This window comes from Planctomycetaceae bacterium (assembly GCA_021371795.1).
Taxonomy (GTDB): domain Bacteria; phylum Planctomycetota; class Phycisphaerae; order Sedimentisphaerales; family UBA12454; genus UBA12454.
Genome location: JAJFVK010000001.1, coordinates 74,276 through 89,977 on the forward strand (window position 1 = coordinate 74,276; position 15,702 = coordinate 89,977).

The window sequence follows — 15,702 nt, forward strand, 5'->3', positions numbered from 1 at the left end:
CTGGTTTGAAACCTCTTGCGCGACATAAAAAAAATTACTAACAGGCCTGCGCTAAGGTTTTGTTAGTTTTTCGCGTGTTTTTGTTTGACATACTACATATTGCGTTTAATATCATTGTGAATCTAAATATTGTATCTTTTTCCGGTGTAAAAGAATCGTGAAATGTCCATATTGCAAGGAAAATGAGGATAAGGTAATCGACTCGCGTTCGAGCGAAGCCGGCAGGGTTATTCGCCGCCGACGTCAGTGTCTTATCTGCAAAAGGCGATTTACGACTTATGAAAAGGTCGGCGAAAGCTTCAAATTAAGCGTTATTAAGAATGACAATTCGCGCGTTCCTTACGACAGGGAAAAGGTTATATCCGGCCTGCAGAAGGCTTGTTACAAAAGGCCGGTTTCAGTGGAGCAGATTCAGCAGATTGCCGACAAGATAGAAGAAGATATCTTCAGGCATTCCGATAGGGAAGTCGATTCCAAGTTTATCGGTGAAAGCGCAATGAAACATTTGAGATCTGCGGACAAGGTAGCTTACATCCGATTCGCCAGCGTGTATCGACATTTCGATGACGCGGGCGATTTACTCGAGGAAGTTACCCAAGCCATAGCGCAGCCAGACGAACAGGGCCAGCCGAAACTATTTTAGTCAAAATTTTTAGGGACATGGATGTGCAGCAGTTACAGGTTATAAAAGCTGACGGCAGCTGTGAGGCGTATCTTCACACAAAGGTAATCGCGACTTTTGTCAACGCGTTTGTCGAGCCTGCGGAGAAAAATACTTTTCTCGCATCGGAGCTTGCGGAATCTGTTACTTATTACTTGTATAATAATCATAACACTGCTACTATTACGAGCAGTGAAATTTTTTCGATTATAAAAGCGGTCTTGAGTTCGACCGGTTTTGATTTCGCCGCACAGGTTATCGCCGAGTATAGTCATCGCCGGAATCTTCTGCGGTCAAGGGTTCAGGTTGTTAAAGCGTGTTCTACGAGGATAGCGGGACTTGCAAACAATGCCGAGCCGTGGAATAAATCGAAAATAATTAATAGTTTGATTGCGGAACAAAATCTCGACCCGGCCAGCGCAAGAACAGTCGCTTCGCTTGTGGAAGAGAAGATTGTTAATTCCGGTTTTAATATTGTGCCGAGAGATTTTATTAAATTTCTCGTCAACTGGCTGATGCAGTCTTTTGTCAATGAGACAACATCAGAAGCACGAGCGGATTTGAATGTCGAAAATATGCAATATAACGCGGTAACGGATGACCGCTCCAGGCAGCCGCAGAACGGACTTTGCGAAGTCAAGGGTTAGGATAGAAGAAAAAATGAAATCCATTACCTTTCAGGCTTACGCTGCCTGTTTTTTTGAATATTTTCCTAACGCCTGATTTTTTCGGGTGTTATTTTTAGTTATAAGGAACATCGTGTCAGCCAAAATCAGAACTGACCGCTTAAACGACCCAGTCATAAAATACGCGGGTAAAAATGTTATTGCTCTGCCGCAAGACAACACCGTTGCGCAGGCGATGTCATTTCTTCGCAACCAGAACATCACCGACGAAATCGTCTATATTTATATCGTGGACGACGAACAGACGCTTGTCGGCGTTTTACCACTGCGAAAATTATTGAACAGCGACAACAAAGACAAACTATCGGATGTTATGATTAAGAATGTTGTTTACGTTCATAATTATGATTCAGTAATTGACGCGTGCGATAAATTTCTGGAGCATCGGTTTCTTGCGCTGCCGGTTGTGGATAAAGATAAAAAAATCGAGGGCGTAATCGACATTTCTCTTTTCACCGACGAAGTCAGCGCATTCGCAAGAAAAAGCGAACAAGACAATATCTTTCAGCTTATCGGTATTCATCTTGCCCACGGCAGAAGACTTTCACTGGCGGGAACTTTTAAAGACCGCTTTCCGTGGCTGATTTTCAACATCGTAAGCGGACTTATGTGCGCATTTATAGCGGGCAGATACGAACTGCTAATCAGCCAAATCACAATCCTCGCTTTGTTTATTACAATTATTCTGGCTCTTGCTGAAAGCGTAAGCATGCAGTCGATGACTATTACTTTACAGGCGTTATCAGCAAGGAAAATTTATTGGAAGAATCTTATAAAGGCACTGCGTCTGGAATTTATCATCGCTTTGGTGCTTGGTCTGGGCGGCGGAATCAGCGTGGGCGTTATCGCTCTGTTATGGAAAAAGCAATTAGTGGCCACGGTCGTCATTGTATTGAGCATTGTTTTTTCAATGATAAGCGCCTGCCTTTTGGGCATTATTATACCAGCATTAATTCGAAGGCTGCGCATCGACCCTAAAATCGCATCAGGGCCGATTGTGCTGGCTGTTTCTGATGTTGTTACGTTAATTTTTTATTTTAATATCGCCAACTGGTTGTTATCACATTAATTTTTTTTGAAAGGTAAATTATGAAAAAGATTTTAGTTTTGGTATTGTGTTTAGCGACTGCTAATTTAGCATTTGCCGCTCAAAACCCCTGCGATGTAAAAATCGGTTCACACAAGGCTGTAACGCCGGTATCGAGACCAGATATATCCTGGTGGATGCCGCGTCATGAGGCTATTGTCGAAAGAGTCAAACAGGGCAACGTTGAGTTGCTAATGATTGGCGATTCCATCACTCACGGCTGGGAAAATTCCGGCAAACCGGTTTGGGATAAGTATTACGCAAACAGAAACGCAGTCAATATGGGATTTAGCGGCGACCAAACAGAACACGTCATTTGGCGGCTGCAAAACGGCGAGATTGATAATATCAACCCGAAACTGGCCGTGATTATGATTGGCACAAATAATTCCGGCGGCGATTACACACCGGAACAAATAGCCGACGGCGTTAAAGCCATTGTTTGCCAGTTAAGAACAAAGCTGCCGAATACTAAAATTCTACTGCTTGCGATTTTCCCGCGAGGCGATGCCGAACAGTACAAAGACAAAACCAAAGGCGCCTCATTCAATCCGCAGTGGGAAAGAAACGCTAAAGCAACAAAACTTTTCTCTAAAATAGCGGATAACAAAACAATTTATTTCCTCGACATAAACAAAAAGTTCCTGAACAAGAAAGGCGAACTGCCGAGAGATGTAATGCCTGACCTGCTTCACCCAGGCGAAAAAGGCTATGAAATATGGGCAGAGGCAATGGAGTCTATGATTAAAAAGCTTACTGGTGAGAAGAAAAAATATCTTTACTTTTAACCAATGAAAATAAAAAAGGCCGGTGTTAAAACCGGCCTTTTGCTTTTACTGGATTTACCAGATAACTTTACCTTTTTCATTTCGCCAATATTTTATGTTCCAAAGTTTCTTGACGTCGCCCATTCTGATTTTCGTCGTAACGACGTTATTTACATCATCGATGTATAAACCGATTCTGCTTTTATCGAAATTCATACTCTTGTAATCAAGACCATTTGGTTCGCCAAGTCTCTGTGCGAGTGCGGGCGATTCATTCAGAACATAAAGCGCTCTTTCGTACATCTGATTCGACATCATCGCAGCCTGATTAAGAACCCTGCTGTCCTGTCTTACTTCCACGAAATCGTCGCGAGTCATTTCGAATATCTTCTTAATGATGGCGATTTTTCTTTCGTTCTCATTTGTGTAAGGTTCAGACAGTGTTTTTTCATCAAGCACAATCTCGCTGTCCCATCGGAGATTCTGATTCTCGTTGTGAAGATGTACAGCCCTTTCGTCAACCGCCATAAAATACTTGCGGGCAACAGTGGAACTTTCTTCATCGAACGTTACCATCGTAGTCCAAAATTGCGAAGTATCTTTCTTTTCGCCCCAGCATGCGACAGTATCCTTGCTTTGACTGGTCAGCTCTTTGTCGTACTGCTTTACCATTTCCAAAACTTCGGCACTGGTAGTTTTCGACATTTCGATTTTTCGGTACGCTTCCGGAAGCTGATTTGTATAGGGCGGCTCTTCGAACCACAGCCTTTCGCCTATTTCTTCAACTCCGCAGCCTGACAAAAATATTCCGGCTGAAACTACTGACAGAATCAATATATAATTAATTCTTTTCATGCAGTTGCCCTTTCAAAAGACTCAACAATTTTGAATTTTAATTTTTAAATTACGTTATACTTCTTTAGCGTGAATCCACTTCATCATATTACGCAGTTTTCTGCCGACTGTTTCGAGTTTGCAGTTGTAATCTTTCTTATACAGTGCGTTGAATTTCTTCATGCCGTGTTTGTATTCGCCGACCCATTCTTTGGCGAATTTTCCGCTGGTGATTTCAGCGAGAATCTTTTTCATTTCAGCTTTGGTTTTTTTAGTAACGATTCTCGGCCCGCGTGTCAAATCGCCGTATTCAGCGGTGTTTGAAATGCTGTATCTCATATAGCTCATACCGCCCTGATACATCAGGTCAACGATGAGTTTCACTTCGTGCATACATTCAAAGTAAGCTATTTCGGGCTGATAACCTGCTTTAACCAGCGTCTCGAAACCTGCTTTGATAAGAGCAGTCAGACCGCCGCAGAGAACTACCTGTTCGCCGAACAAATCTGTTTCTGTTTCTTCTTTGTATGTCGTCTGGATGATACCGGCACGTGCTCCGCCGACACCATTGCCCCATGCGAGCGCGATTTTCTTCGCGTTGCCTGTCGCATCCTGCTGAACAGCAACGATGCACGGAACTCCGCCGCCCTTTTCATATTCGCTGCGAACCAGATGCCCCGGACCCTTCGGTGCAATCATAACTACGTTCACGTCTTTGGGCGGAACGATATATTTGAAATGAATGTTGAATCCGTGGCAGAAGCCCAGTGTCTGGCCTGCTACGAGGTTCGGTTTGATTTGTGTTTCGTAAATCTTCGCCTGCATTTCATCGGGCAGAGTAATAATAATCAAAGTTGCGTCTTTCATCGCGGTCTTGATATCGCCCGGTTTGAAACCATATTTCTGTGCGAGTTTGAAATTGTCTGTGCCTTTCAATTCAGCAACAGCAACTTTGATTCCGCTGTCACGAAGATTAAGACTGTGCGCGTGTCCCTGGCTTCCGAAGCCTATGACCGCGACCTTTTTTCCCTTAAGAGCCGTAATTGGGGCGTCTTTTTGGTAGTAAATTTTTGCCATTTCGATTAACTCCTATAAAAAATTTAATTATTTGGCGTTAGAATTTTACTTTTTTTACACTGAATTGCCTATATTTGCAAGTAAATATTATTGACATAAGGAATAATGGGTAGTATAGCTCTTTTATCCTTCTGTTTAATGGAGTTTATATGCCAAGACGAATATATTTTCCAGTAATTTTGCTTGTTTGCGGGCTAACCACTTTCCTTTTTGGTCAAGTAGAGTTAAAAAACGGAAATTTTGATGCACAGATACCTCTTACAAGCTGGAACTTACACTTCTATGGCGCTCATCCGATAGTCTCCGCTGACATGGAAAATCGCAAGGACGGCATTCAGTCTGTCAAAATATCCAGCAGCGAATTGTCAGATTGCGCTATTGCACAGGAAGTCGAAGTAATACCGGGAAAATTGTATTCTTTGACAGGCTGGATACGCACTGAAAACCTAAATTCTTTTGATTCACCTGTTTTTGGGGCAATCCTCATACAGTTTCCAGATGGCAGAAGTAATATTGCTTATGGCCAAAATCATAACGGTACCACTGAATGGACACAGGAAGTAATTCTTTTTGTAGCCCCTGAATGCGGCAAAATACGTATTTCCCTGTTTTTCGTCGGCTACGGAAAAGGCACCGGAACAGTCTGGTTTGACAATATCCAGCTCCACTGTCCCAATGAACTTTCCGGTAAAGTAAAAATAAGGCCAAAACTTCGTTTCAACAACAAGATTAGCCCATTTCAATACGGTCAATTCATAGAACCGTTTTATGATTGCGGTATTGGTATGTGGTCAGAGAAACTCTCCGACCAGAGCTTCGAGGGAATCACTCCTTTTAAGGATTTTGTAGTTTTTCGAAAAACAAAGGATTTTCAGTATATGCAATGGTATCCAATCGGCGCTGTGCATCGAGGTTTGTATTCGTTGGATGATAAAAATCCTGTTAATGGACGTGTCGCACAGTGCATTAAAGTTAAAAATCCGGAACCCTGCGTTCTCGGAATCGCACAGGATGGAATCGCAGTAAAGAAAGGAGAAACATATCATTTTTCTGTTTACCTACGGAATCACAAAATACGCGATACGATTCGCGTTTCTTTATTTGAGCAGGAACATGTTCTGGCACAGCTTCAGTTTAGCCCTATCTTAAATTGGCAAAAATTTCAGGGCGATTTAATCCCAAACGCTGATTCTGTAAACGCTTCATTAAAAATCGAATTTACAGCTCCCGGCACTTTATGGCTCGACCAGATTTCACTTATGCCTGCCGATTCTGTATTCGGCTGGAGAAAAGATGTTGTTGAAGCAATCAAGGCGATGAAACCCGGAATTATTCGATGGGGCGGAATTGCCATTGAGCACGTGGATTGGAAAAATTTAATCGGAGACCCTGACAAACGGCAACCATGGATTGACCCTTTCTGGGGCGGCAGACACAATCCCGCCGCAGGTCTTGAAGAATTTGTCAAGCTCTGCAATTCCCTTGATATCGAACCGATGATTTGCGTCCGTACCACAGATTCCAATGCCTCTGACGCTGCTGCACAAGTTGAATATTTCAACGGTTCTACTGGTACGCCAATGGGCGCATTGAGGGCAAAAAACGGTCATCCAGAACCGTATCATGTAAATTACTGGCAAATAGGCAACGAACAGGAAAGTCCGGAATACACGCAAAAACTGAAACTTTTCTCTGAAGCAATGAAGAAAAAATATCCATCAGTTAAACTTTTATCATCATTCCCTAATCCTGATATTCTTCGCGAAGCACCTTTGATTGACTATGTTTGCCCACATCATTATCGTTCTGATTTGTGCGGCTGTAACGGTGAATTCAAGCGGATGCAATCATGGATTCAAAACTATGGCGGCGGCAGACCTATTAAAATCGCAATAACCGAGTGGAACACAACAGCGGGAAATTGGGGATTATCCAGAGGTGAACTTTGGACATTGGATAATGCGCTGGCCTGTGCAATCTATCATAATATTATGCATCATAATGCCGATTTGGTTGAGATTTCCAATCGTTCCGATTTGATTGACAGCAGTTGTGCAGGTTGTATTCAGACCAACTCGTACCAAATATTTAAAACACCCGCATATTATGTCCAATCCCTCTATGCTAATAAATCCGGCGATTATTCACTTCAGTCCACAATCAATGGAAATGTTATGCCGAACGAAATTAGTGCAACAATCAGCGGTGACAAAAGATTTGTTACTCTCTTTTTTGTAAATCAATTCCGGGCTTCTCGAAAAATTAGATTCGATTTTTCAGAATTAGGACACGCTAAAGAAAACATCACTATATGGACGGTTCAGGATACAAAACACGCATGCCAGAGAGATATTGCGAATAGTTTTGAGGAACCAGAAAGAGTAAAGATTGTTGAATCCGCAACGACTCTGGAACAGAATAAATTTACATACACTGTTCCAGAATTATCTTTAAGTGTATTTCTTCTGGAAATTGCTCCATAAAATTTGTGCGTTTATTGATTCGTACATAAAAATTTAAGGCAAAGCATAGTTGTTTTTTCGTTAAGCAACCATACTTTGCCTATTTTTAAGCGACATTTACAAACCTCTGTTATTCGTTCGCGGAACCGCCGGGGGTACTCAATTTTCCCATCGCTACGGTGCCTGTGCGAACCATATTCTTGATTCCATACGGCCTGCACGCTTCGATAAACTGCTCGAGTTTTTCTTCGCCGTCAGCGAGTTCGACCATAACAAATTTCGGCCCGACATCAACGACTCTGGCCTTGAACATTTCGAAAAGCGCGAGAATTTCGTGCCGTTTTTCAGGCGGCGCGTGCACGCACATCAGCATTAAATCGTGCGCGACAACATCTTTGAATGAATAATCCTGCACTTTGACGATTTCCACAATTTTCTCGAGCTGCTTGCGAACCTGCTCAACAACCTTATCGTCGCCGATTACAACTATCGTCATTCTGCTCAACGCCGGCTCATCTGTTCTGCCGACCGCCAGCGAATCAATATTAAATGCCCGTGCCGCGAACATTCCGGCAACGTGTGCCAGAACTCCCGGTTTATTCTGAACTAAAGCGCTAATTATATGTTTCATATTTTACCTCATCTTTAATTTCAAATCTCAAACTTCAAATTCGTTACGCCATACTCTCGAAAATGTCCAGGCCGTCCATTTCGTGCAGGCTCTTTCCTGCGGGAACCATCGGCCAAACATTTTCTTCGCGTTCGACTCTGAAATCGAGAACGCAAGGGCCTTTCGTTTTGAGCATTTTATCAATCGCGTTTTTAACGTCGTTCTTCTTTTCAACGGTAATTCCAACGGCACCAAACGCCTCGGCAACCGCAGCGAAATTCGGGCTGCGCAGCGAACTTTTCGAATATCGTTTGCCGTAGAACAGTTCCTGCCACTGGCGAACCATACCCATATAGCCGTTGTTCAAGATGCAAACCTTGACCGGCAGTTCATACTGAACCGCTGTGCAAAGCTCGTTCATCGTCATATTAAAGCTGCTGTCGCCGTCAATGTCGATAACCGTCATATCCGGTTTCGCAACCTGTGCGCCAATCGCGGCGGGCAAACCAAAACCCATCGTTCCAAGACCGCCTGAAGTAATAAAATGTCTGGGCTGCGTGTGTTTATAAAATTGAGCAGTCCACATCTGATGCTGTCCGACGCCTGTAACGATTATCGCGTTGTCTTTGGTCGCTTCCCAAATCTGCTCGATAACATACTGCGGCTTGATATTCGGGCTTTTAGTATCGTATCTCTGCGGATATTTACTTTTCCATTCAGCGATTTTCGCGAACCATTCTTTGCGTTCTTTATATTTAATTTCCTTTGTCAGTTCGCCGAGAATATATTTCGCGTCGCCGACAACAGGAATATTGACCGTAACATTTTTGCTGATACTGCTTGGGTCGATATCAATGTGAATAAATTTCGCTTTCGGAGCGAAAGTCTTGATTTTTCCGGTAACTCTGTCGTCAAATCTGGCGCCAACGGCTATCAGCAAATCACACTCCTGAACAGCAAAGTTCGCATAAGCAGTTCCATGCATACCGAGCATATCCAGCGATTCCGGCTGCGTCTGGTCATAAGCTCCCAGCCCCAGCAGCGTCATCGTAACTGGTATATTCGCCTTTTTGGCAAACGTACGCAATTCTTCCGCAGCGTTAGCCGCGATAACTCCGCCGCCGACGTAAAGCACCGGCCTTTCGGATTTATTTATCTCTTCGGCCGCAAGCGTTATCTGCCGCTGATGGCCTTTGATTTGCGGTTTGTAGCCGGCCAGAACAACTTCCTCGAGCGGCTTAACTTCGCATTTGTTAACCTCAACGTCAACGGGAATGTCAATCAGAACAGGGCCGGGGCGACCGGTCTTGGCGATATGAAACGCTTCACGAATCGTCTGCTGCAAATCCCTGACGTCCTTAACAATAACGTTATGTTTTGTAATCGGCCGCGTGATGCCTGTCGTATCAGCTTCCTGAAACGCATCGTTGCCGATAAGGTCCGTGCGAACCTGTCCTGTAATCGCAACCATAGGAACAGAGTCCATCATCGCGTTCGCAATGCCTGTGATAAGATTGCACGCGCCGGGCCCGCTTGTGGCGACTATAACGCCTACCTTGCCGCTTGCGCGAGCGTAGCCGTCTGCCATGTGACAGCCGCCCTGCTCGTGGCGGGGAATTATGAAATTGATTGGTGCATCGTAGAGTTTGTCGAACAACGGCAATACCACTCCGCCGAGATAACCGAACATATCTTCGACACCCTGTTCAATCAGAGTTTGGACGACAATTTCAGCGCCGGTTTTGATAGGTAATGGGTCTGTTTGATTTGTCGGAGCGCATTGCCCCTTTGACGTGGGTTCTTTCATTTTTACTCCTATTCCGGCTACAATGGATTAATGGACTTGTCTGAAGTACCGACTTTTGAGCAACGAGCTTCAAAAGCCTGCCACATCAGGATTTATGTCCTGCCATATAGCCTAAATTAAAGCTTAATGCTTTATACTACCACTATTTGCACTTTTTGTCAATACCCCATATTCCAGGCAAAGCCAGCCGAAGGTCAATCCCTTTGGGATGAAGAATCTCTGGTTTTCATCAATTCTTTAAGGTATGTCGGTGCTTTCGTCTCGAACATCATTTGTTTGCCGGTCGAAGGATGCAAAAATGAAATCGACTTTGCGTGCAGTGCGAGCCTTTTGAATCCATCGTCTTTTTTGCCGTATTTTCTGTCGCCGGCAATCGGATGCCCCTCGTCAGACATGTGCACACGAATCTGATTTTTCCTGCCGGTCAACAGATTGATTTCCACTAAACTCAAAGCGTTAGATTCTTTAATTACCTTATAAGCTGTATGCGAAAGTTTGCCTTTGGCTTTGTCATTCGTTGAATAAACGACGAACATTTTATTTTCCGCCAGATATGAACTAATAACGCCTTCTTTTTCTTTCAGATGTCCGTGAACGACAGCGAGGTATCTCTTTTCAGTTTTGTCCCACTGTGCCTGTAATTTTTCCTTTACCTCTTCGCTCTTTGCGAAAATCAAAACGCCGGAAGTCCACTGGTCGAGCCTGTGAACTGTGTAAATTTGCTTGCGCGATTTGTAATTACCTTTGCGAACATAATCGGTGAGGATGTATTGAGCAGTTTTGGTTTTTTCGGTCGCTGTTTTAACTGTCAGCAGTCCGGCCGGTTTATCAATAACGATAATATCATCGTCCTCGTAAAGTATTTCGAGATTGCGCGGTAAATGTCTGTTTTGTTTTTTTGCCATTTTTATCTCGGTATTTTACTCCAGTCAATCGGATTTCTGTCAAGCTCAATAATTTCAGAACTGTTAATCCGCCAGCGTTTATCCGCTGTTTTCTCGAAGTACAGTTTCGCTTTGACAATCAGAAATCCCTTGCCCATTTGAGCGATACGGCTCTGCTCGGCGAACTTAACCATCGCTTCAAATGTCATTGTCGCTTTTCCGTTTTGAATATCCGTCTGCCGACTTAAAAACGTTACCTTATCGACCATCGCGGTTTCAAAAAGCCCCTGACAATAAGCAACGATATATGTTTTCGATGGATGTAATGAATCAGAATAATTATCTGCCATTATTTCTTCTATCGACGCAACGTTCCGCTGCTGAAAGGCCTTTATGCCTTTGTTTACAGTGCCGAGGATTTTTTCATTGACCGTCTGAACAAAATATGAAACCGCAAACGCCGCGATATAAATCGCCAGCGGCAGTAGATAATGCCAATGCCTTTTTTTATCGGGACAGACAACCCTGAAAATCCAAAAGACAATAAAAACGAACAGGCCAATTCCAATCCCTAAAAACGGAAACTCAAACGGATTCCATAAATTCATATTCATTTCCTCAAAGATTTAGTTTCTCAATGCCTGTAATTGTGCAGGTATTCTGCCTTTACGTTTAATAAAGTTTGGCGATGCAATCGGCGAAACCTTCATAATCGGAGCCGAACCTAAAAGCCCGCCAAAGTGCACGATTTGTCCGGCCTTTTTGCCCGGCACAGGAATAATTCTTACACTCGTCGTTTTATTATTCGCAACGCCAATCGCCAACTCATCTGCGATTATCGCGCTGATACAATCGGCAGGAGTATTGCCCGGCACAGCGAACATATCCATCCCGACCGAACAAACGCTGGTCAGCGCTTCGAGTTTTTCAAGATTCAGCGCACCGGTTCGCACCGCGCGAATCATTCCGGCGTCTTCACTTACAGGAATAAACGTGCCAGACAATCCGCCGACATTGCCCGATGCCATCGAGCCACCTTTTTTCACCGCGTCCATCAGCATCGCAAGCGCAGCGGTCGAACCCGGCCTGCCCATTCTCGAAACGCCCATCGCTTCGATAATTTCAGCCACCGAATCGCCCCGCTTCGGCGTTGACGCAAGCGATATGTCAACAATTCCAAAATCAACGTTCATCATCTGCGCAACTTCTCTGCCGATAAGCTCGCCGGCTCGTGTGATTTTGAAAACCGTGCGTTTGATAACTTCCGAAAGCATCGTCAAATCACACTTGGGATTATTCAGCACAACGTCCTTTACAACGCCGGGGCCGGAAATTCCGATATTCAGTGAGTAATCGCCCTCGCCGACGCCGTGATGGGCGCCTGCCATAAAGGGATTGTCCTCCGGCACATTGGCGAACACGGCCAGCTTTGCACAGCCGATTCCGTTTTTGCTGTTGCGGGCGAGGTCTTTGATGATATGGCCAACTTTTTCAATCGCGGTCATATTCATTCCCGACCTGCTGGACGCAAGATTCAGAAATGAACAAAGCCGCTGCGTTTTCGGAATCGCGTAAGGCAGCGAATCGATAAGCAGCTCGTCCGCCGATGTCATACCTTTCTGCACAAGGGCGCCAAATCCGCCGATGAAATCGATGTTAGCGTCGCGTGCCGCCCTGTCTAAAGTTTTGGCAACGGAAACTGCTGTGGAAATTTTTCTCGGCAGCGATTCGATAAGCAGTGCTACCGGCGTAACGCTAATTCGCCTGTTGGTGATTGGAATGCCGTATTTGTCCTCAAGCTGGTCGGCGCATTGATTGAGCTTCTTTCCCATCTCGGAGAGCCGTTTGTAGATTCGTTTATTGAATGAGGCAAGGTTTCTATCAACGCAATCTTTGAGATTAACGCCAAGCGTTACGGTTCTGATATCGAAATTCTGTTCGATAGTCATTTTTACCGTCTCAAAAACTTCTTCTACTGATATTCGCATAATATTGTTTTCCTGATAAAAATTAAGATTGATAGTAATTTACCCGAAAACCACCATTTACGCCAATAATAATATCTTCCGGTTTTATCTGCCTGCATATCAGAAAAAGGTCTGTAAAACAGCAGGATTCGAGACAAATAACCATTTTCTTGATATCAGGAAAATGGTATCTCTGGATTCAGGAGCACATCGACAAATAGAGGGTATTACTCTTACCCATTACGCCCGTTATATCATCGCATAAAAGAATGGTCGTCTAAACAATGAAAACAACAAAAGAAACAGATAAATCCTGTTGAGTTAAAAATGAAATAGAGTAGAATTTTAAGGGTAGGCTCTAAGGAAGCAAAAATGGAAGTATTTTATTTTAAAACAGTAATCTGTGTATACCGTTTTACACGAAATATATAAATATTATTTGCTGAGGATAATAATGACGCAAGACAACACAATCTTTGCCTTTGTATTGATGCCTTTCGATAGCAAATTTGATGATATTTATAAATTAGGAATTAAAGAAGCGGCATCCAGCCTAGGAATTCGAGCAGAGCGTGTAGATGAACAACTTTATTCCGAAGGTATTCTATCTAGGATTTACAATCAGATTGGCCTTGCAGACATTATAATAGCTGACATGACTGGTCGTAATGCAAACGTGTTTTACGAAGTCGGTTATGCTCATGCTAAAAGCAAAATATGCCTGCACCTTACTCAAGAAGCAACTGACATACCATTCGACCTTCAGCATCACCGCCACATTGTATATGGCGACTCAATTGTCAGATTAAAAACTGAACTGATAGAGAATCTCAAGTGGGCAAAAATAGAAATTGAGAATTACCGAAAAAGTCTTATCCGAGTGAATACAAATAACATATCTGCCACGCTTAAAAAATCGGAATATTACGCAACAGGTGTGGTTGATTTCCGTATTGATCTTTTCAATGATTCGGACATGGCCTCTGAAGAAATTGAGGCTTTGTATTTTTATGCCAACAAAGATTGGAAGATTACTCAAAATGATGTCAACTGTGAAAGAAGCGATTCGGACATCAACGGTTATAAGTATTTGTATCTCCTCTCTCCACCAAGGAATAAAATCCCCAAAAAGTCTTGGCTACCACTCATCTTTAAAACAGAACGCCATCTTGCTCACGCTTTTGATGGGGTAGAATTAAAGGACTCGTATCCGATAAATGGTATAGCTGTTCTTCGAATAATTACGCCATCCGGAACATTTGATCATCAGATATTAATAAATTTGGTTGCTAGTGATGATTTTCCATTCTAAAAAATACCTAACAATCGAAATGGTAGGCAGACATAAAATTTTCAGACGTTGTCATTTTACATATTATATTATTTATCATGATAAACTTTGGCGTTACAGAACAGAAGAAACAAGAGCTTGAGCAGCGGATGCAGAACTGCAATCTGCTTGAGGGCGATTTAGAGGAAAAATTCGTCCGCAGCGGCGGAGCCGGAGGACAAAAAGTCAATAAAACTTCTACCTGCGTCTATCTGAAACACATCCCCACAGGCCTATTCGTCAAGGTGCAAAAGAGCCGAAGCCAGCAATTGAATCGCTTTTATGCCAGAAGGCAACTTTGTGAATTAATCGAGAATAAACAACTGGGAAAAGACAGCCCGCAGGCGAAAAAAATTGAAAAAATCAGAAAGCAGAAAGACCGCCGCCGGCGCCGGCATTAAAATACCACCCTCTTGACACAAAAGATAACGCATCGTAAAATTTCACTATATTTTAGAAAGGACTTAAAATATGAAAAAAGTTTTATTGGTTATGTTAATGGCATCGATGCTGGTTCTCGCTGGCTGCAAAGATAAAAAAGACCCCGTACAGAATAACGAAGGCCCTATGCAAAAAGCGGGTGAAAAGGCGGATAATGCCGCCGAGAAAACTGGCGAGGCCGTCAAAGACGCAGCTGACGCGACAGGCAGTACTGTTAAAGGTGCCGCTGACGCAACAGGCAGTGCCGTCAAAGACGCCACTGAAAAGACAGGCGAAGTAGTGGGCGACACGATTAGCAAGTAAGCGAAAGAATATTAGGAACACAAATCTGAAAGGAATCTTAATATGAAAAAAGTTTTATTGGCTATGTTAATGACATCGATGTTGATTTTAGTCGGCTGCGGCGAAAACAAGGATGAAGGCGTTTTCCAGGCAACCGGCAAAGGCCTTGACACAGCCGTTGAGAAAACCGGCGAAACCGCAGGCACCGCAGTTGACGCTACCGGCAAAACAGCCAAAACCGCTGTTGATGCCACAGGAAAAACCACTAAAGGCGCACTTGACGCAACGGGTAATTTCTTCAAGAAAACAACCGACAAGACCGCTTCCTTGCTAAAATGCGAGAAGAAAACCAGCGATGCCAATACTGTCAAAGATGTCAACGGCACAAAATAACTAATCCGTATAATTGGGTTAACAACGCACAATTTCGAATGAGAATGAGCGGTTTTTTTCGCAAAATCGAATATCTTTGATTTATTGAAAAAAATGGCTATAATTCGGGGGTATTGCGGCGACTTTAACTTTGTTTATGCCGTAAGAGTTTATTCCATAATGGTTTGGAGAGGTGTCGGAGCGGCTGATCGAGCTGGTTTCGAAAACCAGTGTACGCTTTACCGCGTACCGCGAGTTCGAATCTCGCCCTCTCCGTTTATTTATACAGAATTTCTAAGTTCTTAAAAATACATTAATTATGGCAAAACGTGTGGAGAGTTTTACCCTCTCTGATTTAATTCTGTTTTTCTAAAAAAAAGTTTATAACTTTCTACATTCTAAACAGTTGCAGATTGTTGCTTATTTTTGACTACC

At 43.3% G+C, this 15,702-nt stretch carries 16 protein-coding genes and 1 tRNA gene; 10 read left to right on the plus strand and 7 right to left on the minus strand.

What is annotated here, in order from left to right:
• Positions 1 to 157 precede the first annotated feature (157 nt).
• The 4 genes from nrdR to LLF92_00360 all read left to right on the plus strand — a co-directional run bounded on the left by nrdR (position 158) and on the right by LLF92_00360 (position 3,222).
• Positions 158 to 643, plus strand: a complete 486-nt coding sequence (nrdR, locus tag LLF92_00345) for a transcriptional regulator NrdR (protein MCE5339561.1) — start codon at positions 158 to 160, stop codon at positions 641 to 643.
• A 23-nt stretch (positions 644 to 666) separates the two neighbouring features.
• On the plus strand, positions 667 to 1,308 hold the full coding sequence (locus LLF92_00350; protein ID MCE5339562.1) for a hypothetical protein: 642 nt from the start codon (positions 667 to 669) through the stop codon (positions 1,306 to 1,308).
• A 112-nt stretch (positions 1,309 to 1,420) separates the two neighbouring features.
• Complete coding sequence (locus LLF92_00355; GenBank protein MCE5339563.1) at positions 1,421 to 2,416, plus strand: magnesium transporter; 996 nt, start codon at positions 1,421 to 1,423, stop codon at positions 2,414 to 2,416.
• A 20-nt stretch (positions 2,417 to 2,436) separates the two neighbouring features.
• The gene (locus tag LLF92_00360; GenBank protein ID MCE5339564.1) at positions 2,437 to 3,222 is read left to right on the plus strand and encodes a GDSL-type esterase/lipase family protein; all 786 of its coding nucleotides are present in this window, start codon (positions 2,437 to 2,439) and stop codon (positions 3,220 to 3,222) included.
• 54 nt (positions 3,223 to 3,276) lie between these two features.
• On the opposite strand, the gene LLF92_00365 is transcribed toward LLF92_00360, so the two are convergent.
• Positions 3,277 to 4,056: a hypothetical protein gene (locus tag LLF92_00365; protein MCE5339565.1), complete on the minus strand. Its 780-nt coding sequence runs from the start codon at positions 4,054 to 4,056 to the stop codon at positions 3,277 to 3,279.
• A gap of 54 nt (positions 4,057 to 4,110) precedes the next feature.
• A complete protein-coding gene (gene ilvC, locus LLF92_00370; protein ID MCE5339566.1) occupies positions 4,111 to 5,112 on the minus strand; it encodes a ketol-acid reductoisomerase in 1,002 nt (333 codons plus the stop codon).
• Between the two features lie 149 nt (positions 5,113 to 5,261).
• On the opposite strand from ilvC, the gene LLF92_00375 reads away from it, so the two are divergent.
• Positions 5,262 to 7,595 (plus strand): hypothetical protein, encoded by a 2,334-nt coding sequence (locus tag LLF92_00375; protein ID MCE5339567.1) that lies wholly within the window; start codon positions 5,262 to 5,264, stop codon positions 7,593 to 7,595.
• 109 nt (positions 7,596 to 7,704) lie between these two features.
• Here LLF92_00375 and ilvN read toward each other — a convergent pair whose 3' ends face one another.
• From ilvN to LLF92_00400, 5 genes are all read right to left on the minus strand, one after another.
• On the minus strand, positions 7,705 to 8,205 hold the full coding sequence (gene ilvN / locus LLF92_00380) for an acetolactate synthase small subunit (GenBank protein MCE5339568.1): 501 nt from the start codon (positions 8,203 to 8,205) through the stop codon (positions 7,705 to 7,707).
• A gap of 43 nt (positions 8,206 to 8,248) precedes the next feature.
• On the minus strand, positions 8,249 to 9,991 hold the full coding sequence (gene ilvB / locus LLF92_00385; GenBank protein MCE5339569.1) for a biosynthetic-type acetolactate synthase large subunit: 1,743 nt from the start codon (positions 9,989 to 9,991) through the stop codon (positions 8,249 to 8,251).
• A gap of 194 nt (positions 9,992 to 10,185) precedes the next feature.
• Positions 10,186 to 10,896: an RluA family pseudouridine synthase gene (locus tag LLF92_00390; protein ID MCE5339570.1), complete on the minus strand. Its 711-nt coding sequence runs from the start codon at positions 10,894 to 10,896 to the stop codon at positions 10,186 to 10,188.
• A gap of 2 nt (positions 10,897 to 10,898) precedes the next feature.
• Positions 10,899 to 11,483, minus strand: coding sequence for a hypothetical protein (locus tag LLF92_00395; GenBank protein ID MCE5339571.1), 585 nt, complete (start codon positions 11,481 to 11,483; stop codon positions 10,899 to 10,901).
• An 18-nt stretch (positions 11,484 to 11,501) separates the two neighbouring features.
• On the minus strand, positions 11,502 to 12,863 hold the full coding sequence (locus LLF92_00400; protein MCE5339572.1) for a PFL family protein: 1,362 nt from the start codon (positions 12,861 to 12,863) through the stop codon (positions 11,502 to 11,504).
• Positions 12,864 to 13,296: 433 nt separating this feature from the next.
• Between LLF92_00400 and LLF92_00405 the strand changes: the two genes are divergently transcribed.
• From LLF92_00405 to LLF92_00425, 5 genes are all read left to right on the plus strand, one after another.
• The gene (locus tag LLF92_00405) at positions 13,297 to 14,154 is read left to right on the plus strand and encodes a hypothetical protein (GenBank protein ID MCE5339573.1); all 858 of its coding nucleotides are present in this window, start codon (positions 13,297 to 13,299) and stop codon (positions 14,152 to 14,154) included.
• A gap of 77 nt (positions 14,155 to 14,231) precedes the next feature.
• A complete protein-coding gene (locus LLF92_00410) occupies positions 14,232 to 14,573 on the plus strand; it encodes a peptide chain release factor-like protein (protein MCE5339574.1) in 342 nt (113 codons plus the stop codon).
• 70 nt (positions 14,574 to 14,643) lie between these two features.
• Positions 14,644 to 14,916, plus strand: a complete 273-nt coding sequence (locus LLF92_00415; GenBank protein MCE5339575.1) for a hypothetical protein — start codon at positions 14,644 to 14,646, stop codon at positions 14,914 to 14,916.
• Between the two features lie 42 nt (positions 14,917 to 14,958).
• Positions 14,959 to 15,288 carry a hypothetical protein gene (locus tag LLF92_00420; GenBank protein ID MCE5339576.1) on the plus strand — a complete coding sequence of 110 codons (330 nt, stop codon included), beginning with the start codon at positions 14,959 to 14,961 and terminating at the stop codon, positions 15,286 to 15,288.
• A 166-nt stretch (positions 15,289 to 15,454) separates the two neighbouring features.
• Positions 15,455 to 15,543 (plus strand) — tRNA-Ser (locus LLF92_00425).
• Positions 15,544 to 15,702: the final 159 nt, after the last annotated feature.